General features: G+C 37.3%; 30 protein-coding genes. 7 read left to right on the forward strand and 23 right to left on the reverse strand.

Annotated features, from left to right (window positions below; all coding sequences use genetic code 11):
- The first annotated feature begins 14 nt into the window (after nucleotides 1–14).
- On the forward strand, nucleotides 15–1049 hold the full coding sequence (locus AVFI_RS06805) for an extracellular solute-binding protein (protein ID WP_005419251.1): 1035 nt from the start codon (nucleotides 15–17) through the stop codon (nucleotides 1047–1049).
- A 201-nt stretch (nucleotides 1050–1250) separates the two neighbouring features.
- On the forward strand, nucleotides 1251–2294 hold the full coding sequence (locus AVFI_RS06810; RefSeq protein WP_155662443.1) for an extracellular solute-binding protein: 1044 nt from the start codon (nucleotides 1251–1253) through the stop codon (nucleotides 2292–2294).
- 77 nt (nucleotides 2295–2371) lie between these two features.
- On the opposite strand, the gene cobB is transcribed toward AVFI_RS06810, so the two are convergent.
- Nucleotides 2372–3085, reverse strand: a complete 714-nt coding sequence (cobB, locus tag AVFI_RS06815) for a Sir2 family NAD+-dependent deacetylase (RefSeq protein WP_054776046.1) — start codon at nucleotides 3083–3085, stop codon at nucleotides 2372–2374.
- 157 nt (nucleotides 3086–3242) lie between these two features.
- Between cobB and AVFI_RS06820 the strand changes: the two genes are divergently transcribed.
- Complete coding sequence (locus AVFI_RS06820; RefSeq protein WP_065622127.1) at nucleotides 3243–4154, forward strand: LysR family transcriptional regulator; 912 nt, start codon at nucleotides 3243–3245, stop codon at nucleotides 4152–4154.
- 239 nt (nucleotides 4155–4393) lie between these two features.
- Entirely contained in the window at nucleotides 4394–5614 is a 1221-nt protein-coding gene (locus AVFI_RS06825; protein ID WP_012533536.1) for a NupC/NupG family nucleoside CNT transporter, read from the forward strand.
- A 71-nt stretch (nucleotides 5615–5685) separates the two neighbouring features.
- Here AVFI_RS06825 and AVFI_RS06830 read toward each other — a convergent pair whose 3' ends face one another.
- The 9 genes from AVFI_RS06830 to AVFI_RS06870 all read right to left on the reverse strand — a co-directional run bounded on the left by AVFI_RS06830 (nucleotide 5686) and on the right by AVFI_RS06870 (nucleotide 13199).
- The gene (locus AVFI_RS06830; RefSeq protein ID WP_012533379.1) at nucleotides 5686–5976 is read right to left on the reverse strand and encodes a putative quinol monooxygenase; all 291 of its coding nucleotides are present in this window, start codon (nucleotides 5974–5976) and stop codon (nucleotides 5686–5688) included.
- Nucleotides 5977–6028: 52 nt separating this feature from the next.
- A complete protein-coding gene (locus tag AVFI_RS06835; protein WP_054776047.1) occupies nucleotides 6029–6685 on the reverse strand; it encodes a Qnr family pentapeptide repeat protein in 657 nt (218 codons plus the stop codon).
- A 228-nt stretch (nucleotides 6686–6913) separates the two neighbouring features.
- Nucleotides 6914–7288, reverse strand: a complete 375-nt coding sequence (locus AVFI_RS06840; protein ID WP_054776048.1) for a hypothetical protein — start codon at nucleotides 7286–7288, stop codon at nucleotides 6914–6916.
- A gap of 124 nt (nucleotides 7289–7412) precedes the next feature.
- Nucleotides 7413–8012 (reverse strand): sugar O-acetyltransferase, encoded by a 600-nt coding sequence (locus AVFI_RS06845; protein WP_054776049.1) that lies wholly within the window; start codon nucleotides 8010–8012, stop codon nucleotides 7413–7415.
- Between the two features lie 29 nt (nucleotides 8013–8041).
- The gene (locus AVFI_RS06850; RefSeq protein ID WP_012533214.1) at nucleotides 8042–8470 is read right to left on the reverse strand and encodes a PACE efflux transporter; all 429 of its coding nucleotides are present in this window, start codon (nucleotides 8468–8470) and stop codon (nucleotides 8042–8044) included.
- A 91-nt stretch (nucleotides 8471–8561) separates the two neighbouring features.
- The gene (locus AVFI_RS06855; protein WP_054776050.1) at nucleotides 8562–9098 is read right to left on the reverse strand and encodes a GNAT family N-acetyltransferase; all 537 of its coding nucleotides are present in this window, start codon (nucleotides 9096–9098) and stop codon (nucleotides 8562–8564) included.
- Nucleotides 9099–9122: 24 nt separating this feature from the next.
- A complete protein-coding gene (locus tag AVFI_RS06860) occupies nucleotides 9123–11045 on the reverse strand; it encodes a transglycosylase SLT domain-containing protein (RefSeq protein WP_188863829.1) in 1923 nt (640 codons plus the stop codon).
- A gap of 172 nt (nucleotides 11046–11217) precedes the next feature.
- The gene (locus AVFI_RS06865) at nucleotides 11218–11766 is read right to left on the reverse strand and encodes a VRR-NUC domain-containing protein (protein WP_236734303.1); all 549 of its coding nucleotides are present in this window, start codon (nucleotides 11764–11766) and stop codon (nucleotides 11218–11220) included.
- Between the two features lie 89 nt (nucleotides 11767–11855).
- Nucleotides 11856–13199 carry an MATE family efflux transporter gene (locus AVFI_RS06870; protein WP_155662446.1) on the reverse strand — a complete coding sequence of 448 codons (1344 nt, stop codon included), beginning with the start codon at nucleotides 13197–13199 and terminating at the stop codon, nucleotides 11856–11858.
- Nucleotides 13200–13305: 106 nt separating this feature from the next.
- On the opposite strand from AVFI_RS06870, the gene AVFI_RS06875 reads away from it, so the two are divergent.
- Nucleotides 13306–14259: a LysR family transcriptional regulator gene (locus AVFI_RS06875; protein ID WP_054776052.1), complete on the forward strand. Its 954-nt coding sequence runs from the start codon at nucleotides 13306–13308 to the stop codon at nucleotides 14257–14259.
- Nucleotides 14260–14273: 14 nt separating this feature from the next.
- Here the strand turns inward: AVFI_RS06875 and AVFI_RS06880 are convergent, their stop codons facing one another.
- The 4 genes from AVFI_RS06880 to AVFI_RS06895 form a co-directional block, all read right to left on the reverse strand.
- Nucleotides 14274–14906, reverse strand: a complete 633-nt coding sequence (locus AVFI_RS06880) for an HD domain-containing protein (protein ID WP_054776053.1) — start codon at nucleotides 14904–14906, stop codon at nucleotides 14274–14276.
- Nucleotides 14894–15562 (reverse strand): hypothetical protein, encoded by a 669-nt coding sequence (locus AVFI_RS06885; RefSeq protein ID WP_017019626.1) that lies wholly within the window; start codon nucleotides 15560–15562, stop codon nucleotides 14894–14896. The genes AVFI_RS06880 and AVFI_RS06885 overlap by 13 nt, the downstream gene beginning before the upstream one ends.
- A 145-nt stretch (nucleotides 15563–15707) precedes the next feature.
- Complete coding sequence (locus AVFI_RS06890) at nucleotides 15708–16253, reverse strand: sugar O-acetyltransferase (RefSeq protein ID WP_065595118.1); 546 nt, start codon at nucleotides 16251–16253, stop codon at nucleotides 15708–15710.
- A 111-nt stretch (nucleotides 16254–16364) separates the two neighbouring features.
- On the reverse strand, nucleotides 16365–16994 hold the full coding sequence (locus tag AVFI_RS06895) for a LysE family translocator (protein WP_063645456.1): 630 nt from the start codon (nucleotides 16992–16994) through the stop codon (nucleotides 16365–16367).
- 207 nt (nucleotides 16995–17201) lie between these two features.
- Between AVFI_RS06895 and AVFI_RS06900 the strand changes: the two genes are divergently transcribed.
- The gene (locus AVFI_RS06900) at nucleotides 17202–17660 is read left to right on the forward strand and encodes a hypothetical protein (RefSeq protein WP_054776054.1); all 459 of its coding nucleotides are present in this window, start codon (nucleotides 17202–17204) and stop codon (nucleotides 17658–17660) included.
- Between the two features lie 49 nt (nucleotides 17661–17709).
- Here AVFI_RS06900 and AVFI_RS06905 read toward each other — a convergent pair whose 3' ends face one another.
- Complete coding sequence (locus tag AVFI_RS06905; protein ID WP_017019622.1) at nucleotides 17710–17979, reverse strand: hypothetical protein; 270 nt, start codon at nucleotides 17977–17979, stop codon at nucleotides 17710–17712.
- Between the two features lie 153 nt (nucleotides 17980–18132).
- Between AVFI_RS06905 and AVFI_RS06910 the strand changes: the two genes are divergently transcribed.
- Nucleotides 18133–18894 carry a carbohydrate deacetylase gene (locus AVFI_RS06910; RefSeq protein WP_065640269.1) on the forward strand — a complete coding sequence of 254 codons (762 nt, stop codon included), beginning with the start codon at nucleotides 18133–18135 and terminating at the stop codon, nucleotides 18892–18894.
- A gap of 7 nt (nucleotides 18895–18901) precedes the next feature.
- Here AVFI_RS06910 and AVFI_RS06915 read toward each other — a convergent pair whose 3' ends face one another.
- From AVFI_RS06915 to AVFI_RS06950, 8 genes are all read right to left on the reverse strand, one after another.
- Nucleotides 18902–19216, reverse strand: coding sequence for a cupin domain-containing protein (locus AVFI_RS06915; RefSeq protein WP_017019620.1), 315 nt, complete (start codon nucleotides 19214–19216; stop codon nucleotides 18902–18904).
- A gap of 14 nt (nucleotides 19217–19230) precedes the next feature.
- Nucleotides 19231–19725 carry a YgjV family protein gene (locus AVFI_RS06920; protein ID WP_017019619.1) on the reverse strand — a complete coding sequence of 165 codons (495 nt, stop codon included), beginning with the start codon at nucleotides 19723–19725 and terminating at the stop codon, nucleotides 19231–19233.
- Between the two features lie 218 nt (nucleotides 19726–19943).
- Nucleotides 19944–20402: a hypothetical protein gene (locus AVFI_RS06925; protein ID WP_017019618.1), complete on the reverse strand. Its 459-nt coding sequence runs from the start codon at nucleotides 20400–20402 to the stop codon at nucleotides 19944–19946.
- Nucleotides 20403–20465: 63 nt separating this feature from the next.
- Nucleotides 20466–20933: a GNAT family N-acetyltransferase gene (locus tag AVFI_RS06930; RefSeq protein ID WP_017019617.1), complete on the reverse strand. Its 468-nt coding sequence runs from the start codon at nucleotides 20931–20933 to the stop codon at nucleotides 20466–20468.
- The gene (locus tag AVFI_RS06935) at nucleotides 20930–21469 is read right to left on the reverse strand and encodes a GNAT family N-acetyltransferase (protein ID WP_054776055.1); all 540 of its coding nucleotides are present in this window, start codon (nucleotides 21467–21469) and stop codon (nucleotides 20930–20932) included. Before AVFI_RS06935 ends, AVFI_RS06930 begins: the two co-directional genes overlap by 4 nt.
- A gap of 6 nt (nucleotides 21470–21475) precedes the next feature.
- Nucleotides 21476–21643, reverse strand: a complete 168-nt coding sequence (locus tag AVFI_RS06940; protein WP_012532924.1) for a hypothetical protein — start codon at nucleotides 21641–21643, stop codon at nucleotides 21476–21478.
- A gap of 31 nt (nucleotides 21644–21674) precedes the next feature.
- The gene (locus AVFI_RS06945; protein ID WP_005419306.1) at nucleotides 21675–22010 is read right to left on the reverse strand and encodes a zinc ribbon domain-containing protein YjdM; all 336 of its coding nucleotides are present in this window, start codon (nucleotides 22008–22010) and stop codon (nucleotides 21675–21677) included.
- 141 nt (nucleotides 22011–22151) lie between these two features.
- Nucleotides 22152–23183, reverse strand: a complete 1032-nt coding sequence (locus tag AVFI_RS06950; protein ID WP_054776056.1) for a cytosolic protein — start codon at nucleotides 23181–23183, stop codon at nucleotides 22152–22154.
- Nucleotides 23184–23419 lie beyond the last annotated feature (236 nt).

Genomic DNA, 23419 nt, shown 5'->3' on the forward strand with positions numbered 1-23419 from the left:
TGGAGAGTCAATCAATGAACAAAATGGCTGCGTTTTTTACTGGAACCGCCTGCGCTTTAGCACTAACAATGAATGTTGCAAACGCAAAAGAAAATGATGAATTGGTATTCATGAACTGGGGACCATACATCAACAGTGATATTTTAGAAGAATTTACTAAAGAAACTGGCATTAAAGTTATCTACTCTACTTATGAGTCAAACGAAACTTTATACGCTAAAATGAAGGCTCACAATAAAGGTTATGACCTAGTTGTTCCTTCAACTTATTTCGTTGCAAAAATGCGTGACGAAAAAATGCTTCAACCAATTGATAAATCAAAACTATCAAACTTCACTCAATTGGATACGAACTACTTAGACAAGCCATTTGATCCTAAGAATGAATACTCTATTCCACACGTAGTGGCGATCACAGGTCTTGCTGTAAACACAGAAATGTACAACCCAGATGACTTCAATAGCTGGGGCGATCTTTGGAACCCAGAGTTTGAAGGTCAATTAATGTTAATGGATGATACTCGTGAAGTATTCCACATTGCATTACGTAAATTAGGTTACTCAGGTAACTCAACAAACCCGAAAGAAATTGACGAAGCGTATGCTGAGCTTCAAAAACTAATGCCAAACGTATTAGTATTTAACTCAGACAACCCAGGTGCACCATACATGGCTGGCGAAGTTGGTCTTGGTATGCTTTGGAATGGTTCTGCAGCAGCCGCTCAAGCTGAAGGTTTACCTATTAAACTTATCTTCCCTAAAGAAGGTGGTATCGGTTGGGTTGATAACTTTGCAATCCCTTCAGGCGCAAACAATGTAGAAGCCGCTCATAAGATGATCGACTTTTTACTTCGTCCAGAAATCGCAGCACGCATTTCAGCAGATACTGGCTACCTAACAGCAGTTAAAGCATCAAACGACAAGTTTAAAGACGTTGCACCTCTGTTCCCATCACAAGAAGATTTAGACCGCGTTGAGTGGCAATCTGCAGTTGGTGACATGACAGTTAAATATGAAGAGTACTTCTTAAAACTGAAAGCCGGACAGTAACCTAACCCTTACTGAACCTTACTAATGGCAGCGTATATCGCTGCCATTTTTGATCTCCCTCGCACAAATTTCCTTACAAACTAATTTATATTACCTTGATTTAAGCCAAGTTATTGATTTGCAATGACATGCAGTCTCCTGCAAAAATTGCTATAATGCGCGCTCAATTATGGATACTCCCCTCATATATAGGAGAAGGAAATGAAAAAGTGGACAACTCTCGTCTCTACAGGACTGTGCGCTGCAGCCTTAATCGCTGGTAATGCACAAGCTGCAGATAAAGAGCTCTATTTTTATAACTGGTCAGAATACATTCCAAATGAAGTTCTTGAAGACTTCACTAAAGAAACTGGTATCAAAGTTTATTATTCGACGTATGAGTCGAATGAAAGCATGTACGCTAAATTAAAAACTCAAGGTTCTGGATATGATCTAGTTGTTCCTTCAACTTACTTTGTATCGAAAATGCGCAAAGAAGGTATGCTACAAAAGATTGATAAATCTAAATTACCTCATTTCAAAGACTTAGATCCAAACTACCTAAATAAGCCTTTTGATCCAAGTAACAACTACTCTATTCCTTACATTTGGGGCGCTACAGGTATTGGTGTAAATGCTGATATGATGAACCCGAATGAGCTTCATTCTTGGAATGATTTCTGGGATGAAAAATGGCAAGGTCAGTTAATGATGATGGATGACTCACGTGAAGTGTTCCATATCGCATTAACTAAACTTGGTTACTCAGCAAATACAACAAATCCTGAAGAAATCAAAGCCGCTTACGAAGAGCTGAAAAAACTAATGCCTAACATTTTGGTGTTTAACTCAGACTTCCCTGCAAACCCATACTTAGCGGGTGAAACAAGTGTTGGTATGCTTTGGAACGGTTCTGCTTACATGGCTCGTGAAGAAGGTGCAAACATTCAAATCGTATGGCCAGAAAAAGGCGCTATCTTCTGGATGGATAGCTTAGCAATCCCTGCTGGTGCAAAAAACATCGATGCAGCACACCAAATGATGGATTTCTTACTACGTCCTGAAAACGCGGCTAAAATTGCATTAGAAATCGGCTACCCAACGCCAGTTAAATCTGCATACCCTCTTTTACCTAAAGAGTTTGCTAATGATCCAAACATCTTCCCTCCTCAATCTGTAATGGATTCAGGTGAATGGCAAGACGAAGTTGGTGAAGCAAGTACGCTTTATGACGAATACTTCCAAAAGCTAAAAGTTGATATGTAATACTCATCTATTACATCGTTATACAACATATTAAAAAGCCAATGAATCTAATGATTTATTGGCTTTTTTATTAAACGTTATATTTCTAATAGTTCAGAAACCAATTCAGGAACTAACTCGCCCGCTTTACCATAACGTTTCTCTTCAAACTCGTCATCTACAGCACTTGGCTCCAAATTGATCTCAATGGTATGTGCACCATGTAAACGAGCTTCATGCACAAAACCAGCCGCGGGATAAACAGAGCCCGATGTACCAATCGAAATAAATAAATCAGCCTGATTTAACACTTCATGGATTCTGCCCATTTCTAATGGCATTTCACCAAACCATACGACATGAGGACGTAATTGAGCAGGTATTTGGCAACAATGACACAAATCACCAGTATGAATATCATCACTACACTCAAACACTTGATTCGATTCTTCACAACGAATCTTGTTTAACTCACCATGCATATGAATCACATTTGTGCTTCCACCGCGCTCATGTAGATCATCAATATTCTGAGTCACGATTGTCACCGTACCATCCAACTCTTTTTCAAGCTTAGCGAGTGCTTTATGAGCTGCATTAGGTTGAATATTATCGCTTTTCAATAAAGCTCTACGCTTATTATAAAAATCCTGCACTAAATCTGGGTCATTCAAAAAACCTTCTGGTGTTGCAACATCTTCAATTCGGTGGTTTTCCCATAAACCATCACTAGCCCGAAAAGTTTGGATCCCCGACTCTGCCGATATTCCAGCACCAGTTAAAATTACGATATTCTTATACGGAAATAACATAGCATCATCCTTAATCAATTTGATTCTTACTGAAACTCTACCATGAATAACATTACAGTTTCTATGGATACTAAAAACAAACACCTAAGCTACTTTATTCAACACAGCCCCTCCATTACAATGGAATCAACCATACTAATAATGAATAGAGATATACATGTTAAAGCAAGCCAAGCAAATGATTGTATTCAACGCCTTAACTCAACAACAAAGCTTTACCAAAGCCGCACAGCTTCTTGATATATCTCGAACTCAAGTAAGCCAACAAATTCAATTATTAGAAGAACGTTTAGGTGTCCAATTGGTTCAACGTACAACACGTTCATTTTCTCTAACTGAAGCAGGACAAACCTTCGCAGTTCATTGTGCTAATATCGCCGATGAAATTAACGAAGCTGAAAATGAATTGTTAACCAATATTGATAACCTGCAAGGAAAATTGCGTGTTGGTATCGCGCAATCATTTGCTACTAACCACATTCTTCCTTATCTATCAGAGCTGCACCATGCTTATCCACAACTAAATATAGAGATCACTTTATTCGATCATAAGATCGATGTGATTGCAGAGCAATTAGACTTATGGATAGGTGTAATGGATTCCCCTCCAGAAGGATTTGTTGCGCGCCACCTCATTGATTGCCACTTTGTATTAGTTGCAAGCCCTCTATACCTGGCAAAACAAGGGATCCCTTACCATCCTTATGACTTAAAAAAGCATAACTGCTTAACTTATATCAGTAGAGAGCGTAAAGACGACGTCTGGGGCTTTCATAAAGAGAATGAAAACCTTCAGATAAAAGTGTCTGGTAACTATCGTATTGACTCGGCTGATGCCATTCGTAATGCCACCACTGCAGGTAATGGTATTGGTTATATTGCCACTTATCTTCTTTCTGATGAATTGCAAACAGGTAAACTCGTTCAACTTTTGCCTGATTGGGAATTAAACCAATCAATGCCCCTGTATGCCGTTTATCCAAGACGAAAATTCCTTCCTAAGAAGGTACATGTTTTCATGGAATTTGTTCGTCAGCATATTAATGAAACGCAAATTGGCAAAATTTAATCATTCTGCTGATGGGATTATTAATTAAAAATCCACCACAATTGTTTTATATAATAAAAACTGACTTCTAAATATGTGACAAAAGCCTCAATTAATAGGTTTTTGTCTACTAATTCAACAAATAAGCTTCTTTTTGTTATCATGATGTTTTTAGCTTAACAATTTGATCCTTGTCACATTTTTATTTTTGAATAGAATACCTCCGCAATCATTACACTAGATACTTTTGGAGTTTGACCGTGAACTTTTTGGTCAGTATTTTAGGCATTGTTTGCCTATTCGCGATTGCAATTCTTTTCTCAGAAAACCGTCAAGCCATAAAATGGAGAACAGTATTAGGTGCTTTCCTAATTCAACTGTTATTTGCCGGTTTTATCTTATACGTTCCTATTGGTCGAACTATTCTAAATAGTATTTCTATGGCAGTATCAAGCATTATTGATTACGGTCGTGTAGGTACAGAATTCCTTTTTGGTGATCTTGCGCAGTACAAACTGGGCTTCATTTTTGCCGTCAACGTTTTACCTACGATTGTATTCTTCTCTGCTCTTATCTCAGTACTCTATTACCTAGGTGTTATGGGTTGGGTTATTCGCACCATTGGTGGCGGATTACAACGCTTCTTAGGTACAACTCGTACAGAATCTATGTCTGCAACCGCAAATATTTTTGTTGGTTCTGTTGAAGCACCACTGGTTGTTCGCCCTTTCCTTGCAAAGATGTCACGTTCTGAACTGTTTGCTGTTATGGTTGGTGGTCTTGCCTCTGTAGCTGGCGGTACAATGGTTGGTTACGCAGGATTAGGTGTTGAACTGAGATACTTAATTGCCGCAAGTTTCATGTCAGCACCTGCGGGTCTAATGATGGCAAAACTTCTGGTCCCACAAACAGAAGAAATCAATGAAGCCGATCAATATTCAGAAGATGAAGTTGATGATGCTCCAGTAAACATTATCGATGCCGCTTCACAAGGCGCATTAAATGGCTTACAAATTGTATTTGCTGTTGGTGCGAGCTTATTAGCTATTATTAGCTTAATTGCATTATTAAATGGTGGTTTACATCAATTAGGGTTACTTGTTGGCTTAAACAATTTAAGTTTAGAACTGATCTTTGGTTACCTATTCGCACCAGTTGCTTGGTTAATCGGTGTGCCATGGTCTGAAGCAACCGTTGCTGCAAGTTTGATTGGTAAAAAAATTGCAATTAATGAATTTGTTGCCTTTGCTGATTTAATGGCAGTGAAAGATCAATTAAGTGAACATTCTCAAGCTATCGTCACTTTTGCCCTATGTGGCTTTGCAAACTTAACCTCTATTGCAATGCTAATGGGTGGTTTAGGTGGTGTCGTTCCAAGTCGCCGCCCTGATATTGCACGTTTAGGTATGAAAGCAATCTTTGCAGCAACATTAGCAAACTTAATGAGTGCAACCGTTGCAGGCATCTTCCTGTCTTTCTAATAGTAAGTAAGACAATAAAAAGCCACTTGTGAATAATCATAAGTGGCTTTTTTTATAAATGAATAATGGATTTAAAGCTTAGTCATTCGATTCAAAACAAACGAAGCAATAGAACCATCCACCGCTTTTACATAATTAATAATATGAGGCGTATCTAAATGAGCTTGAAGGCACTCTTCGCTTTCCCACTGCTCATGAAACACAAATACATTTGGATTCTCATTATCTTGGTGAAGATCATATTGAATACATCCTACTTCTTTACGTGTTGGATCAAGTAGTTTAAGCATTTCGGTTTTCACCAATTCTGTTTTACCTTCTTGCGCTTCAATTCTTGCGACAATCGTTAATATTTTAGTCATTGTATAAGTTCATTCTATTTAAAAAGCTTTGATTAACTATTAAAACACGTCTTTATTCAGGAAGTACAATTAATCCTAACGGTTCTAACAATTGCTCTTGTTGCCATCCACAAATTTTCACACCAGTTAAATCAACACGACGAGGATCTAACCCTTCTAATTCACAATGGCATAAATCACTCTCTTGAAACTTAAATTGCTCCCATGCATCTTCTGAGAAAGAGCCTCGACTTAAATCTGAGCCTTTAAAGGACGCACCTTGTAAATTCGCCCCATTCCATTTATTTTCAAACAAATCACACTTTTCAATGCATAAGCGTTCAAGATTTGCATACGATAAATTACAACCCGTAATGTAAGCAGAACAAAAGTACATTTGATGATTAATTTGATTTGAAAAGCTCGCTTGAGAAAAATTAGCGCCTTTTAAATCACACTCTCTGAACTCAATACCAAATGCATTTGCACCTTTAAAATTAGCCATTGCTATTTTACAACTCTTAAAGGACGAATCTCTTAAGTCTGCATATTCAAAGTGACAGCCTTCAATTGCTCCTTGCTCAATGAAACTGCAATCAACAAACTGAGCATCTCTTAAATTTGTTCGAGAAAAGTTACATAGGTAAAACTTACACCCTTCATAATATGCGTTACTCAGATCTTGATGTGAGAAATCAACACCATCAAATGTTTCATTATAAATAGCCATAAATACTCCTTAAGCTTATTAAGGAGAAGACTACCAGTAACCATGATAAACTCAACAAAAACAAAGCCTTTAATATCAACAAGTTAAAGCTGCCATTTTTATCCCCTAGAGCGAGCTATAAAATGGGTTAACGCCGTTTTAAACTGACAACCGAACGACAAGACCAAAAAAATAATTTTACAAGCCAGCGATGCATATAGCGCGTTGATACATAACTTTCTGCTCATACTAAGAACATACAAACATTTTACTCTTTGCTCTTACGAACGCTGATACTTGAATACTACGCGGTAGATTAAGCTTCATTACATTCTCACAGCATGTCATTAGAACTTCTGTCGCTTTCTCTTCCCATTCATGTTCCGTCTCTAGCGAGTGAAGAGAAACGCAAGGCTCTGTCTTTGAGTTTTGCTGAAAAGTAGTAAAAGATTTATTAAAAATAACATCTTCACACGCTCTTGCCTGAGATTCAGAAACAAGTTTTTTTCTTAAAATTGTCTGCGCAGAATTACTTAATGTAATCGTACAAATAAAGTCACGCTCATTAAAATAAAGATCAATCGCTCTATTTAACTGATGTAATGCAATAGTCACACTGTCCATAGTTACCTCCTTGTGGTTATAGATATATTCTAGGAAATTTTTTTAAAACAATGTGCCGTTGTGATCACTAATAAATGATATTGTTCACAAATTATTCAATTGTGTGTTTTATTGATAATAATAATTATGTTAGATCTGCCCACATTTCATCAAGTTCATCGTCAGATGGCATGTCTGAATGAGTAATTGTCTTAATCACTCGACAAGGATTACCGACAGCGACACAGTCTGGTGGAATATCTTTTGTCACTACACTTCCTGCACCAATCACACTTCGATCACCTATTGTCACACCATCCAATATAACGGCATTAGCACCAATCCAAACATTATCTCCAATCTTAATTGGGTTAGCTGAAGCAATCGGTAATACTCGTTCCGCTAGATCAAAAGGATGCCCTGCTGTACTTATCACAACATTTGGTCCAATTTGAACATATGCTCCAATAAAAACAGGAGCAAGATCTAAGATCTTAACTCCTGCATTTAAAAATCCACCACTCTCAAAATGTATGTTCTTTCCCATATCACAATAAAATGGAGGAACGATAGTCACTCCCTTGTATTGACCAAGGATAGATTGCAATACATCGGCTCTTAATTGATCTTCTGATGGCCGAGAGTGATTAAAGTCATACAGTTGCTCTTTTACTTCATCCTGAAATGTACACAGTTCTTTATTAATAGGAATTTGAACTGAAAAATCTGACAATTTATGACTCATAACCACTCCTTAGTTAAGCTTGCTCCTACTTATTGAGTAACTTGGTTTACCTCATTAATAGGGAATGCTTTATCATAAGCTAAATTATAAACATACGCATAAAACAGATAGAAAACCACGAGACCGATATCAAGAATAAACGCTTCCAAGATACTAATATTTAAGAACCACGCCATGGCAGGAATAGTCAGAATCAATAACCCGCCTTCAAACCCTAAGCTATGAACAACACGGTTTAATGTCGATTTTACCGTGCTGCCTGTTTTTCTCAGCATGTACTTATCAAATAAGATGTTATAGACATAATTCCACCCAGTAGCGACAAGTGAAAATACGACACCCATAATGCCAACATGGCCCATTTCAAAGCCAAATTGACTTAAAACACCGACAATAAGAATAAGACCAATCAACTCAAACATAATAGCGTGACGAATTCGGTCAAAACGACTTCTCATAATAAAAACTCCAAAGGTTAATGTTGGCGTCATTATATAAAGAAAAATAGAGAGTAAAAGTTAGAACCTATCCGCTATCCGTATACTAATTTTAAGTATGATTAAAAATATACTCATAAAATACAACCATAGGATGCTTTTCTTCTTTGTCTGTAAATCCAACTTTTTCTAGTAGCTTAGCAGAGGCAATATTATCTTTATCAACACCACCAACAAGTCTCTCTATAAATGGATATTGATGCAGGTAATCTAAAAGGCCACTGAGTAATTCTGAACCATAGCCTTTATGCCAATACTCGTCACCCAATAAGTAACCTAAATGAACTTCCTCATTATCTGAACCTGATAAAAATAAAAAGCCGATAATATCGTTAGTATTCTTAGCCGACACCGTAAATAGCTGACTTTCATTCGACATCTTTTTCAGCCATATCTCAGCCTCTTTTAGCGTGTCTATATCATGAAAATAAGGAGGCAACCCTTGGGTAACTTGAGGTGTTAATAGCACAACAATCTTATTCAATACGACTTGGCTTGCTTGCTCGGTTACTATCACAGAATCTATATGTTCAATGATAAGGCGTGACGTTTTATAATTCAGTTCAGCCAATTGATCTTGATGATGCATACCTATAATTATTCCTATTGTTGGTTAAATCGAATTGGTCAATTCGGAAGGTCTTAAGAAGTTACCTTCTAGTTTTAAGATTTCTCGATAATACATTTCAAACATAAAAATATTCTTTACGTATACTCGAGTTTCTTTAAAGGAAATAGACTCTATATAACCAAATATATCGATCTCTTTACTTACTGCTCTTCGCCATACCGTCACCATAGTTGGTCCTGCATTGTAAGCAGAAAATGCGTAAGCTCTATTGTTCTTATAGCGAGCAAGCAAATGACTTAAGTAACGGCTACCTACGGCAACATTTTTATCTAAATCAAACAAGTCACTCGAATGTCGATAATTTAAATTATACTTCTGTGCCATAAATGCAGCAGTACTTGGTAGCACTTGCATCAATCCGCGAGCACCAACAGGTGATTTGGTAGTTAGCTCTAAGCCACTCTCTTGTCTTGAAAGGGCTAATAGGGTTACAGGATCCACATTATATTTAGCACCATAGCGTGAAAACTCTTTCCAATAACGAACAGGAAAACGCAAATAAATATAATCCCATAACTCCCCACGAATGGTGGCTTCATGTGCAAACAAATGCCAATGTTTCTTTTTAGCATAACAAGCTAAAACCGCACTCTTGGCTTGATTTTCTTTTGCTACTACGTGACGCCAATGTTTTCTTGCAGGATATGTTTTACCTAATGCTAGTAATTCCTCTACACGATCAATATCATCTTGATATGGCTCTATTTGCTCTTTGTTACACTCTACACGGGCAATAGGAAATCGAGGTTCTCTTTTTAGTGCAATAGATGCCGCAATACTATAAAAGTGTCTATTACCAGCAATGCGCTTTAAGCGTGTTTCACCAGACTCAGTATCCCCTAACTTCATTTCACTACGAGCTAACCAGTACTGCCATCGATATGACGCTTGTTCTTCACTAGTAAGCTTATTAATCCAAAATATAATTTCGTTCCATTCCGTTTTTCTAATTGCTAAACGGATACGCTGCTCTAGAACGAGATTATCACTTGAACGTTCTAAAACCTCATCTCTCCATTGGATTATTTCAGGATCTTTTGTATCTAGTAACCTAACGGCAAGAAACTCAAGTGTTGATTGAAGTTCATTATCTTCAAACGAAAAATGACTCTGTACAAAACTCACCTTATCATAAGCAGAATTTATATTGTGTTTTGCCAAATGCTTTAACGCTGTTTGAACATAATTACGATTAAATTGCGTATCTTCTTTAGTTTCAAAAAACACAGTAAACTTTTCAGGCTGACGATACAATCGCAGCATTTCCGTTAGTGTATCTTTACTATCAACCGTAGAGGCTAATTTTCGCAAATAGGTAATCAATCTAGGGTTCTTTGCATCAACAGCGTATAACGCACGCTCAAGTATCATATCATCGGTACGCTCACCAGCCTTATCCCAATATGAAAAAAGCGAATTACAAGCGCTAGAGACACTCTCACCATCTAACCAGAGTAGCTTTGCCCCATCAAATGCAGTGTCCAATTCATTCTCATGATAAAAAGCAGTGTAATACCAACATTGGTAATCTTGATCACGAGGTAACTCTGTTTGATAAGCAATTAAGTATGGCCAATTTTTGGTGGCAATCAACGCATTAAGGTAATCAGCACGAATGGATACGGAGAATGGATAATCAGCAAACTCGTTTGAAAACTGATTTACTTCTTCTGGTGTTTTATTTTTTAAATCAAAAAGAAAGGCACGATAATCAGCATACCCAGACAATGGATAGTTATCTAAATCTCCGCGCTTCTTATGGTAAACAGAAATGTCTTTTTTATTAAACCCTTGCTGAATCGCATCATAAGCGTAACGATCAAGCCATAACTCTGAAATCGCAAAAGCACTGTTTGAAACACACCCGAGCATTAACCCGACAAATCCTTTTTTCATTAGTCGCATCAATTATCCTTTTTCTGCATTTAATGAGTGTGGTATAGAGTTTCTAAATCTTCCATTAGTTATGATAGATAAATTTTAAAAATGAGAGTGTCCCAATTTTGTAAAATCTGTTTTTTAGACATAAAAAAGACTGGTTCCCCAGCCCTCTTATAAAACAAGAATGATTTAGTAATTACACCCCTAGCGGATTAGGAAATTGCACCACTTTAATGTCATAAGTTTTTGGTTTATACGCTTTACTGCCTTCCATTACATAAACTATTTCTACTTCACATTCCAAAACAGACTTAATGTTGGATAAACAAATAAGCTCAGCTTCAGATAAGTGTTTTCCGGCCTTTTGTACTTTCACAAATAGCAATGAACCATCAGGCTTAAATAAAAACAATTCAGGCTCACCAGCAGTTAACCCAGTTCTTATCCCTTTTAGTAAAGAAAGCTTCACAGGACAAATATACTGAGAAAGCAAAACTCGGCCTGCGTCATACAGAGAGTTAGATGTCGGCGTATTCCCTAATGCATAAAACGCAGTCCCATACCATCCATTATCCAAATAATGCGTTAGTGCATAACACTCATGAAAATATTTATTAAAGTAACTTTTGCAATCAACAAGCTCAGTTAAATCAATGGGTAACCAATCTTTATTTCCTTTCTGCCACTCTTTTAATACTTGCTCTGGATACGTAATCACTTTTTCTTGTATCGTATAAATCATCATAAATCCCTTTTATGAAATACATAATATACGTACAAAAATATCATGATTTTTTAGCCCAATTTGTGAAGTATTTTAAAAATACAGCAACTTCAGTTCTCTATTTCTTCATAATGAGTTTTCACTCGTGCAATCGATACCAACAACTGCACCAACAACAAAATGCCTGTTACTCCTAACCCAATGCCAATCCCAGCCCATATGCCACTTAATCCGAATATAGGCATTAAATACCAAGCCGCTGGTAAACCACATACCCAATAACCAATAGCGGTCATTACGGTAGGTAAAGAGACAATCTTCATTCCTCGTAATAAATTGATTGCCAGCAATTGCCACGCATCAACAACAAAACATAAAGCAACAACCCAGATTACCGAGGTAAGTAAAGCTGACATATTATTTTCGCCATTATCTAACTGGAATAGATCAGCAATACTCTCTGGCCAAATGATAAAGACAGCAGCAATAAACACACTCATTACCGTAACCAGTACAAAACTATGCTGTGACGTTTTCTTAATTCCATCCACATTGTTTGCACCAAAATCTCTTCCAACTAAGATGGCAGCAGCTTGCGAAAAACCAAAGTTGAAGTTCCAAGTAAAGCTCAAACATTGCAATAGGATTTGGTGCAAAGCTAATGAGGCAATACTAATGGTACCCGCCATTAACGTACCACCATAAATCAACCCATGCTCCAATAAAGCAGCAAGAGCAATGGGTAGCCCCATCACTAATAAAGGAGTAATCAACTTTATTGAGTACTCTTCTAGGTTTAACCAAGGGGCAAACGGATTGTATTCTTGTTGTTTAAAGACCCAAAGCCCATAACCTAGCATCACCATGAATGCCGCAATGGCAGTACCCAGTCCTAATCCATGCAGTCCCATGCCAAACTGAAAAGTAAGTACATAACTAATAGGAACATTAAGGACAACCGTGATCACGGACATCACCATAATAGAACGAACATTGCCCAACGCGCTTGTTAAACCACGTAAAACCAGCAGTATTAGTGATGGAAACATTGCCCACTTTAAAGCATCAACGTATTCCATCGCCAATGAAATCATTTCTTCTGGTTGTCCCGCTAAACGCAACACATTTGGAGCATAAGAAAAGGCAAATAATAAAATAACGCTCAATATTACAGATAATAAAACCGCGCCCTTTATAGCAAGCCTAATTTGTTGGTTCCCAAACTCAGGTCTCGCCAATCGTTGCCCATAAGCAATAGCAATCAAATTAGCGACGCAACCGACCGTACTGCTTGCTACGATAAAAATAAAAAAGTAAACCGATGCCCCCAAGCCACCACCAGCTAATGCCGAAACACTTAATCGTGACATCATCCAAACATCAGTAAGAACTAACGCCATAGAGATCAACTGAGAAATAATAAGAGGAAAAGCGAGCGTAAGAATTTTTTTCATAAAAAAGATAGATTAAATAATTTCACATCACGTTATCGTTTAAAAAAGTAGTATTCAATTAATTAATCCGTCAGACTGGCATTCCAAAAACTCATGCGAGAATCTAATGACACCCTATCCAACATTACCTTATTCACATAACGGCTTTAAAGCGTTTGAATCGGTTGCAAGGTTGATGAGTTTTACCTCTGCGGCAAATGAGCTTAATGTAACTCAAAGTGCTGTCAGCCGCCAAGTAAAGCAACTTGAAGATGATCTCAATGCATCTCTGATTATACGCAAACACCGTTCGATTCAACTGACGACCCAAGGTTTAGAACTGTATAAAACGTTACAGGATAACTTTACTTCCCTCGAATCAGTGATTTCATCTTGGCAAGATCCCAAGCCGAAGCGTATTGTTATCAAAGCAGCATTAAGCTTTGCTACCCGTGCTCTCTTACCTAAAATTAAAGAAATGAATGAGAGATATTCAGATTATGAAATCGTCATCATTCCTTCTTTAGAAGAAGACGAAGCCCTCAATACCACTGATTATGATTTATTGATTTTCCATACAAGATTAAAAAATCATTACGATAATAGATCTAATTTTTCTCTGTTACGTGAAGAATTTATGGCACCGGTTTGTGCAACCAGCATTACAACAAAAGACACGGTGTTAGATGACGTTCTTCAATTACCAAGGTTGCATCCTACGGTTGATCATCTCGATTGGATTACTTGGCTAAATAATGAAAAATATGTTCCCCATCAAAAAGTGAGAAACACCAGTTTTCACTCATTAGATCTCGCATTAAGTGCGTGTTTGTCAGGTCAAGGGGCAACCGTTACTGATCTCTTATTGATCTTACCGGAATTAGAAAGAAACTTTTATTACTGCCCACAGCACACCACACTTCAGCACAGCGCATGGGTATATTATATCCATCAACACACACATTCTTCAGCGATTAACGAACTTGTCGAATGGTTACAGCAGGAGGCAAAACGTGAGATTGAATCATTAAAATATTTAGCTAAGGAACATCATTGGGGAGGAATTATTAACCAGATCTAAGCTCAACTGTTTTATTACAACTCACTCTCTAGTTGAGTTAAGTAATCGCGCATATATTGAGTGCGTTTTTCGGCTTCAGCTACCGCAGATGTCGTTTTCATTGTATTCGCTAGTGTTAGCAACTTGGCATAAAAATGATCGATGGTATAAGCCTTATCATTCGGTTCTCTGTGATAACAAAATGGATCATCAATGGAGTAAAGTGGTGAATTTAATTTTGTACTGACTTGTAGACAACGAGCGATGCCTATTGCCCCTAAAGCATCTAGCCTATCTGCATCTTGAACGATCTTCGCTTCTAACGCTCTTGTTTCTACTTTAGCACTAAAGCTATGAGCGACAATCGCATGGTGTATCTCATCATAATACTCTGATGGATAGCCAATCTCCTTTAAAAATACCAACGCTTTATCCGCAGCAAATACCGAGCTTTGAGAACGGTTAGGATGATCTTTAGCAAAAGAAAAACAGTCATGTAAATAAGCAGCAGGAATAACCACTGCCTCTTTTCCCTTCTCTTCAACACATAGACGCTTTGCCATACTGACCACTCGCAACACATGGTTAATATCATGCGCTAAATCTTGAAGCATTTCTTTTTGGATAAAACTCAAAAACAGAGGTTCAAAATGTTCTATAGATTGCATTGTTGTTTCTCCAACTTAAGTTCAGCCGATACTTTGGTCACTCGAACTGAAATCGCAATACAAATTAAATAAGGGCTTAAATACCAGAATATCTCTTCAAGTGGGTGTTTCTTCGTTTCTTGTAGCGTAGTTTCATAAACCTGTTTTTGAGTTTTATAATTATCAAACATACCACGCAGCCAAATCACATCGGATTCAATAATGCTTTGACTAAACGTAATTGGCGGTAGACTTTCAAATCCAATATTGGGTAAATCATTAAATCGAACAGATTCTAAATATTTTGCTGAATCAAGAAACCAAGAACACGATTGTTTTGATACAAGATCATCCTCTACACCCGTCGCTCCAGAGCACAAATAGCTTTTTAATTGATTAACGGTATAACTATTAATGGATTCTAGGCTGGTTACTGCTCGTGTGTGTTCAGTTTCAGCCCAATCGGTAGCCACTCTTGAGCGAACCTCTGAGACCGTCCCCATCAACCCAATAGCGGCAACCAAAGGCCAAAGGTAATCCACTTTCTTCCATTGGATCTTCGTTAAATTTTTACCACACCATAATGGAATATGAAGAAACCCAGTCAGCAGCAATGTCATAAAGAAAAAGAAAGTCGAATGCGCAAGAATAATCTCACTACTAAAAAAACTATCCATAACTACCTAAATATGTTTATTTTTCTAAATATACAACACAAAAAATAAGTAATGGTGCCCAAATAGGACACCATTACTTAAATAAAACTCAGTGATTTAGCCGAAAGTAATTAATGAAAAAAAGTTCTTTCGCAAATAGCTCACACTAAACGGATTTGATGACTCTACAAGGATTACCCACCGCAACGCTATTATCAGGAATATCTCGATTAACAACGCTTCCAGCGCCTATCACACAATTATTTCCAATACGCACACCAGGAAGAACGGATACATTTCCTCCTAGCCATACGTCATTACCAATAGAAATACTCGCACCGAACTCCGTTTTTTGGCGCTCGATAGGGTCAATCGGATGCGTACCAGTAGAAATCATCACATGTGGCCCAAACAGCACATTGTTTCCAATAGTAACCTTACATACATCCACAATCGTCAAATTATGGTTAGAATAAAAATTACTTCCAATTTCAATGTTATAACCATAATCACAAAAGAAATTTGGCTCTATATGTGCTTTGTCCTTTATACACAGTAACTCATTTAAAATGGCCATTCTTTCATCAAGCTTAGTTGGGTCAGCTAAATTAAATTGGTGGCAAATCGCTTTGGCATTCATACGGTCATTTAATAGCGTTTCATCCCAAGCATCATAAGGAAGCCCTGCTAACATTTTTTCTTTTTCAGTCATTGAAACCTCAATACACAAAACAACTGAGGCTCTTATACCTATCTTCCATCACACATTCTGCTAGAAAGATCACTAATTTACGCTCTTTACTAAAAGCTTACACAAACCTCATCAATTTCGGCTAGCGGTAGACAATAAAGCCCCTGCGCCGACAAAAACGGTTCCGCTTAATTTGTTAAACCATTTGGCACGCCCTTTAACCATTAGCCAGCGAGACGATGTAGAACCTAGATACGCATAAAACAGTAACCAAGAAAGCTCTAATACAATAAATGTACTCGCAAATATCAGGTATTGAGGAACGAGAGCCGCAGATGGGTCAATAAATTGAGGAAATAGTGCGGTAAAAAACAAAATCGCTTTAGGGTTACTGGCACCAACAATAAAGCCACTTACAAAATGCGCTTTAAATCCTGTTTTAATCTCTGTATTTTCGGCCGTTGATGTATAACTTTCTTGTTTTGATAAAAAGGCTTTTATTCCCATATAAACAAGGTATGTCGCACCTATCCACTTAATGATTGTGAATACCAATTCAGATGAAGCGATGACAACCCCAAGCCCAGTAAAAGAGAGTGACAAGATAATAGTGATGGCACTTAAGCTACCTAACGCCGTAAAAAAGCCATGTTTCCATCCATGCGTCACCCCTTTTGTCATGCATAATAATGAGCTGGGCCCGGGTGAAGCCGTAAGAACCAAGACCGCTAACACATAATAAATCCATATTTCTAACGCCATAATAGAATCTCCTTATTCCATTTTTTTATCCATAAAGGATCTATTAAAGCGTATATATGGAATTTTACAAATTACGCATCCCGCTCATCTTGCTTTAACGATTTCAAGATACCCAATAGTTACCTAAAACTGATTGCAAATTACGTATAAAAATCTACTATCTATCCATATTTCAAGTGATAAATTTCAAGTGATAAGGCTCTTTCTATGATTGATCGTATCTATAATGCTTATCAAGGCGAAGTGTATGGCAATGCTTTTTTTACTTACTTCTCCGAACACTACTCTATGCTCAGCAAAAACGAGTTATGGAACACGTTAATTAACGTTGAAGTGCTAACGGCACAATTACTAGAACCGACACTCGCAAAACATAGCGTCCAGTTTGATATCAAAGATCAAGCGATGTTAATAAAAGGTACTTCTGATGCAAAAAAATGGATTCATTTAGAATGGAATGAATTAGTGAATACGTTGACTCACTGGGTAGAGCCTTATGAAGTGAAATATCGAGAATGGGCAGCAGAAGCCAGAGAAGAAATGGAAGCGTTTCAACTCATTGCTGATCATGAAACCGCTATTTATGAGTGTTGGAAAGCCGAGCTTAATCAACAATCAGGATTACCTATTCTGCTCTCTTTTATTGAAAAGTATCGTCAGCGATAAGTTAGCTAAGCGTATTTAGGCTTTATCACTCGATAAAGCCTTCTTTAACTTACTGATTATTATCCCCTAAAAGGATGTCTGAAAGTTTACTTCCAATACTAAAGCACGCAATAAGTACAACAAAAACAATTAATAGCGATACGACATATCCCATAAGGACGGATAATCCAAATCCCCATACGACAGAGAACACTAATCCTTGAAGTGCCTCATACGGCCATTGGTAAACCGGAAAATGAGAGCCTCCCGCTAGTAACAAGATAACTCCCAACAAACCCAACAATGACGCCAACAACCCAAATACAGTTGCTCTTTTCATTTTTCTTTCTCAGCACAAAATCGAAGATACTAATTTACCGCATAACTTCAAATTATCAGAGCTTTTTAAACGATTTAAATTGATGGAAAAGACACCACAACCTACAGTAGAAACAATATATTGATATGTTCAATCGTTGTTTTGGAGAACATCATGAAACTGATCTTAAATGCTGATGATTTTGGTTTATCAGAAAGTGTAAATAACGGCATTGTTGAGTGTTTTCGAGCAGGCACAGTGAAATCAACGACCGTTATGATGAATCAGCACGGCATCGATCATGCCATTCAACGCTATAAACAAGGTTTAGTGCCCGACATTGGTTTGCATTTTACGGTGACCGCAGGCAAACCCTTATCCAATCCAGAAGATGTGTCTAGCTTAATTGATGAGAATGGATATTTTCTCAATAGACAAACACTCATGACCAAACAGGTTTGCGAAGAGGAAGTCTTTTTAGAGCTGAACACACAATATCAAGCGGCACTTAATGCGGGTTTCAAGATCAACCATATTGATAGCCACCACTTTGCAGGTGTTTACCCGCCATTAAAAAATGCGTTTATTCGCTTTGCTAATGAAATTAACTTACCGGTGCGTAGAGTTGATAACATCGTTGCAGGTCAAGATACGCTGGCAGTGCCGACCCCAGATGCATTTGATATGCGCTTTTTTGATAGTGGCGCAACGTTTGAAAATCTAAAAGCCATTCTTTTAGAATACAAACTCACACACCCTAATGGCATCGTTGAGTTAATGTGTCATCCAAGTAGCGAAAAGCACCACGATCTGATTGAGCTAAGTAGCTACAATGAAATGCGCAGTATTGAAAAAAACATTCTAACCTCACCTGAGTTATCTCATTGGTTAGAAGAACAAGGCATTGAGTGTGTCGGGTTTAATTATCTAAATTAAACACAACCTAGCGATAGAAAACAGCAAGCCACACTGTCGTCTCATTTGGTGCTGTGGCTTGCACCTTATGCTTTTCGTGCGCTTTAATATTAAGGTAATCCCCTTTATTTAGGGTAATAACACGCCCATCATCAAACTCAATAACACCAAACCCAGATAAAACTAACACCCATTCGTTTTCATCTTGATCATACCAACCTTGTTCAGGGGAACTATGCCCATGAGATAAAATCCGCTCAATACGAATGTTGGGGGTAGATAAAATATCTTCAAAGATCTCACTAGGTAATTCGTTTGGGATTTCTTTAAATAAATTTGGCATCGTCTAATCCGTAATTATGCGTTCTTATAGTAATAACGATAATAGCCAACTAAATTACTACTAATAAACAAGGCTTCCATTAATACCGCAGTTGGTGAACCAATAATATAGTTATGAACAAGCCAAAAGCTAGTGCCAATAACCATCAACTCTCTTAATCGTTTGTCATCTTTATTAAATGCCGCAACCGTTTGAAAAACAGATCCAATACAACTTAATACACTTGCAATGCCTGCATATGTGACGACTGATGTAACAATAGATAAGCTACAGAAAAGATATTTAAGCTTACTAGAAGTAGAAAAAATACTGGTTAAGTAACGAATGGTAGCAATAATCATTAACCCCGCAGCAGTCCATTGCTCTAACAAAAGAAAGTGGCTTGAAATTAAAATCCCAGCGCAAAAAAGACAGCCAACAATTTTTTTTCTTTCTTTGAATTGAAAAGACATCAAATCAAATCCAATCGCTATTGCAACTAATACCTGAGATAAAAAGAATAATGACACAACAGCTTTCTCCGAAAATCAAAAGATTTGCTTACATAACAAACAACAATTCAAAGAAATTAACGGATAGATATCAAACATTCAATAAAGAAATCAAATAAACCTACAGTATCCAACAATTATCCGTAATTAAGCTCTCCATATCTTCACTAAAGATAATTACTGAATATATTCAAGGCAAAAAACATAGAATAACGCTATCTAAATCCATCTACATTTTATTTTAATAATGCATTTTCAATGTTAGACGACACTAGCTCAAATTTATCTAGGATCTGTTTATAGCCATATTCTGAAGGCAATTCCCAATCGTGACAGCCTGAAAGACTTGGTACCCCGGGTAAAAGCTTAAGTTGTAGCCGAGCCTTGTTATTTCTTGCCATAAACCGAAAATCATACGCTGAGTAACAATATAAAGGCGTTGTTGGTGATATTTTCCACTTAACAATCCCTTTCCCAATAAATGACGCATTAGCGCGATCCATTACCCTGATCTCAGTTTGATGCTGTTCATAATGGTTCATCAAATACTGATGGGTTATCTCCCACAATTCATTCTGCTTTTTATTCAGATCAGAGTAAGTATACATTTGAGCTTTTACATTAACGGGATCGATCTGCATAGTTAGTGGATCTGATGAACTGCACCCATTTAAAAACAATACAAAAATAGACATTATAAGGTGTCTTTTTAGAATGATTACGCTCTGATTTTTCACAATAATTACTACTCAAATTAATTATAAAATTTGTCTTTCCATTACATAGTTGATTAACTGCTCGCCTCTCACATCAATACATTGAGGTTTAACAACCGTAAAACCAAAACGCTCATAAAAAGGTTTTGCTGTAATACTGACATGAGAATACACACGAGGCAGTTTTCGCTCTTTAGCAAGCTGAAGAATGTGTGTCATTAAAGTACTACCAACCCCTTTTCCTTGATGTTGGTAATGACAAAAGAAATGATCAATCAAGCCATCGTCTTGCAAATCTGAATAACCGACAATCTCATCGTCTATCTCTGCAATAAAAGGATTCAACGATTGCATTTTGTTCTTCCAAACATCGGTATCAAAAGATTCAGGAGCCCAAGCAGTCACTTGCTCATTAGAATAATCTTTACGATTTACTTTTCGTACCGTATTAAAAAACAGATCCCACAAAGCTGATGCATTTTCTTCCTGATATATTTTGATGACTATCATTGATGGTTATCTTTTATTAAACCATAAATAGCATGGTCAATAATGCGGCCATTCAAGTTCTCACTGCTGGTGATAATCCCTTCTAATGTCATTCCAAGTCGTTCGCAGACCGCTCGGCTTGATTGGTTACCTACCGCAGCAGAAATTTGAATCTTATTTAGACCTAGTTCATTAAACGCCATATCAATAAGTTTAGATACACAACGAGTGATGATCCCTTTCCCTTGAAAATCCTCATTTAACCAATAGCCAATTTCTGCCGTTTTCAGGTTTTGATTAATCGAATTAAAACTGATATTCCCAACTAATTCACCCTGATAAATCATGCCGCAAACCATGCTTTTTCCTTCAGCATAATCTAATAAAGATTTAGTTATAAAAGAATGGAAAAAGGCTTCTGAATCAGCATGTGGTGGCCAAACTAGCCATTGAGATAGATACGCTCGTTGCCTTGATACAATATCGAAGTACTTAGGCGCAAAAGAAGGCTCAATAAGAGCTAAATTTAATTCGTTATCCACTTTTAACGTAAACATGGTGAGTTACCTTCCATTGGTCTTACTCTCTTTAAGAGATTTCAACATAAAAAAATCACACGCAACACGGTTTGCCATTGTTGGTTGATCCCAAGCACCGCATAAATCCTTTGAATTATTTGGCGTACGAGTAAACTGACGACACTGTCCGCATTTATAAATTTTCCCATCCATTGGGTTATCCTCCTCCCTGATTAATTAGGCTTTAGGCTTTCTTTACAAACTGAGCCGTCACCATCATTTCACCAACACCATCAACCTTACAATCTAATTGATGATCTTTTCCATCAACAATACGTTTAATAACCGCTTTTGTTCCCACTTTAATCACTAAAGAGCTGCCTTTAACTTTTAAATCTTTAGCTACCGTTACCTTATCGCCTTCTTCCAACAACGTACCGTTAGCGTCTTTAACGATCACCTTCTCTTCCATAAGTGCTTCTTCAGGGTTCCATTCATGAGCACATTCAGGGCAGATAAGATGATTTTGATCTGGGTAAACAAATTCAGAATTACATACAGGGCAAGGAGGAAGAGACATATTGGATTACTTCTTAGTTAATGAACGTAATCTATATAGTAATAGGTCTATATAAAGAATGAAATGCCTTCATGAAGATCATTAAACCGCAAATACAAAAACGCCCCATTCAAGATGAGGCGTTAATATTTAAAACTGCTTTTACGCTAATTGTTTTAGCTTATGCTCAACTAACGGATCATTAGGCACTAATAATTGCGCCATTTCTAAAAGCTGAATGGCATCTTTTGGATGCTCATCTTGGTGCTTAAGTGCGATATCAATTAAAGGCTGAACATCTATCTGCGCTTGGTGCTCTTGTACGTGCGCTTCTTTCTCACCAATAACAATATTATGTGCTTTACTCAATAACCCCAGACGATGCTCAGAGCTTGAGTTCGCTTTATTAAGGCGTTTGTAATAATCTTCTTTAAAACGTAACGTTTTAGTCTGCTGACGAAATTGGGCAATATCAACCTTTTGATGGCGCATGAAATCAACCGCCACCTGCTTATAAAAGCCGAATTTATTAAGATAAGTAGCGTGAGTACCATGTCCCATACCAAACACACGTAAATGCGTCAGTTCAGGATAACGTTTAGCGTGCAAACGATCGATGCGGTTTGTTGGGTCATAAATGATATAGCCCTTCGCTTTTCCCAAATCAAGATCGTGATAATCGCCTTCCCAATCAAACTTCTGTGCAATTTCAGTGCTTGATCTGTCATCCCATGGTGCAATGTTTTGGTTTTTCGTACTAACAGGATGAAACAACAAAACTTGGTCAAGTTGCAACAAATTAGCAAATGCACCAATAGCGAATCCACCACGACTTAACCCATACCCTAAACGATACGTAAATGGTTCAAGCAAGGTAGATAATTGCTCTAAAAAGAAGATTAAGTTTCGGCTACGGAACCAGTTACTTTGGCCCAAGTGCTGAAATGAAATCACATTAACATCTTGTTTGCGTGCTAAATGATAGCCCCAAGGCGCATAATCTTCATGAAGATCTTGCTCTTTTAAGTTAGTTCCCGCAGGAGAAAACGTAAACAGTAGTGGCTTGTCCAAATCAACAAACTCATACTTAACAAACACATCGTCAAGTAAATCGCTGCCCGTCATCGGAAGTCGCGCTTGTTGTTGTGAACGTGAGTTGGTTAACCACTCATCTAACCAATACAGTAATTTCATTTAGCTCTCCTTTAAAACAGGCGCGAGATTGTATCAAAGATAACCGCTGAACGAAAATTTAGTTTGAACACTAATATTTATAACTGGAATGATTTGAATAAACACTTGATACAAAAGAACAAAAAATGAACAGTCATTTTTTAAACAATCTAATAAAATGGGCTATTCGCATAGATGGTTTATTTGCCAATCGTCACATAACAGTAAAAATACCCTCTCAATAATAAGATCTGAAT

The organism is Aliivibrio fischeri ATCC 7744 = JCM 18803 = DSM 507 (assembly GCF_023983475.1).
GTDB lineage: Bacteria > Pseudomonadota > Gammaproteobacteria > Enterobacterales > Vibrionaceae > Aliivibrio > Aliivibrio fischeri.

Excerpts from the sequence above, each read along its gene's own strand:
- AVFI_RS06905 (WP_017019622.1), bottom strand. The coding sequence starts at position 17,979 with ATGAAAAGAGCAACTGTATTTGGGTTGTTGGCGTCATTGTTGGGTTTG.
- AVFI_RS06860 (WP_188863829.1), bottom strand. The coding sequence starts at position 11,045 with ATGCGACTAATGAAAAAAGGATTTGTCGGGTTAATGCTCGGGTGTGTT.
- AVFI_RS06915 (WP_017019620.1), bottom strand. The coding sequence starts at position 19,216 with ATGCCAAATTTATTTAAAGAAATCCCAAACGAATTACCTAGTGAGATC.
- AVFI_RS06940 (WP_012532924.1), bottom strand. The coding sequence starts at position 21,643 with ATGGATGGGAAAATTTATAAATGCGGACAGTGTCGTCAGTTTACTCGT.
- AVFI_RS06935 (WP_054776055.1), bottom strand. The coding sequence starts at position 21,469 with ATGTTTACGTTAAAAGTGGATAACGAATTAAATTTAGCTCTTATTGAG.
- AVFI_RS06835 (WP_054776047.1), bottom strand. The coding sequence starts at position 6,685 with ATGGCTATTTATAATGAAACATTTGATGGTGTTGATTTCTCACATCAA.
- AVFI_RS06925 (WP_017019618.1), bottom strand. The coding sequence starts at position 20,402 with ATGTCTATTTTTGTATTGTTTTTAAATGGGTGCAGTTCATCAGATCCA.
- AVFI_RS06840 (WP_054776048.1), bottom strand. The coding sequence starts at position 7,288 with ATGGACAGTGTGACTATTGCATTACATCAGTTAAATAGAGCGATTGAT.
- AVFI_RS06900 (WP_054776054.1), top strand. The coding sequence starts at position 17,202 with ATGATTGATCGTATCTATAATGCTTATCAAGGCGAAGTGTATGGCAAT.
- AVFI_RS06810 (WP_155662443.1), top strand. The coding sequence starts at position 1,251 with ATGAAAAAGTGGACAACTCTCGTCTCTACAGGACTGTGCGCTGCAGCC.
- AVFI_RS06950 (WP_054776056.1), bottom strand. The coding sequence starts at position 23,183 with ATGAAATTACTGTATTGGTTAGATGAGTGGTTAACCAACTCACGTTCA.
- AVFI_RS06865 (WP_236734303.1), bottom strand. The coding sequence starts at position 11,766 with ATGATGATTTATACGATACAAGAAAAAGTGATTACGTATCCAGAGCAA.
- AVFI_RS06830 (WP_012533379.1), bottom strand. The coding sequence starts at position 5,976 with ATGACTAAAATATTAACGATTGTCGCAAGAATTGAAGCGCAAGAAGGT.
- AVFI_RS06870 (WP_155662446.1), bottom strand. The coding sequence starts at position 13,199 with ATGAAAAAAATTCTTACGCTCGCTTTTCCTCTTATTATTTCTCAGTTG.
- AVFI_RS06805 (WP_005419251.1), top strand. The coding sequence starts at position 15 with ATGAACAAAATGGCTGCGTTTTTTACTGGAACCGCCTGCGCTTTAGCA.
- AVFI_RS06945 (WP_005419306.1), bottom strand. The coding sequence starts at position 22,010 with ATGTCTCTTCCTCCTTGCCCTGTATGTAATTCTGAATTTGTTTACCCA.
- AVFI_RS06910 (WP_065640269.1), top strand. The coding sequence starts at position 18,133 with ATGAAACTGATCTTAAATGCTGATGATTTTGGTTTATCAGAAAGTGTA.
- AVFI_RS06895 (WP_063645456.1), bottom strand. The coding sequence starts at position 16,994 with ATGGCGTTAGAAATATGGATTTATTATGTGTTAGCGGTCTTGGTTCTT.
- AVFI_RS06880 (WP_054776053.1), bottom strand. The coding sequence starts at position 14,906 with ATGCAATCTATAGAACATTTTGAACCTCTGTTTTTGAGTTTTATCCAA.
- cobB (WP_054776046.1), bottom strand. The coding sequence starts at position 3,085 with ATGTTATTTCCGTATAAGAATATCGTAATTTTAACTGGTGCTGGAATA.
- AVFI_RS06885 (WP_017019626.1), bottom strand. The coding sequence starts at position 15,562 with ATGGATAGTTTTTTTAGTAGTGAGATTATTCTTGCGCATTCGACTTTC.
- AVFI_RS06930 (WP_017019617.1), bottom strand. The coding sequence starts at position 20,933 with ATGATAGTCATCAAAATATATCAGGAAGAAAATGCATCAGCTTTGTGG.
- AVFI_RS06855 (WP_054776050.1), bottom strand. The coding sequence starts at position 9,098 with ATGCATCATCAAGATCAATTGGCTGAACTGAATTATAAAACGTCACGC.
- AVFI_RS06845 (WP_054776049.1), bottom strand. The coding sequence starts at position 8,012 with ATGAGTCATAAATTGTCAGATTTTTCAGTTCAAATTCCTATTAATAAA.
- AVFI_RS06820 (WP_065622127.1), top strand. The coding sequence starts at position 3,243 with ATGTTAAAGCAAGCCAAGCAAATGATTGTATTCAACGCCTTAACTCAA.
- AVFI_RS06890 (WP_065595118.1), bottom strand. The coding sequence starts at position 16,253 with ATGACTGAAAAAGAAAAAATGTTAGCAGGGCTTCCTTATGATGCTTGG.
- AVFI_RS06850 (WP_012533214.1), bottom strand. The coding sequence starts at position 8,470 with ATGAGAAGTCGTTTTGACCGAATTCGTCACGCTATTATGTTTGAGTTG.
- AVFI_RS06875 (WP_054776052.1), top strand. The coding sequence starts at position 13,306 with ATGACACCCTATCCAACATTACCTTATTCACATAACGGCTTTAAAGCG.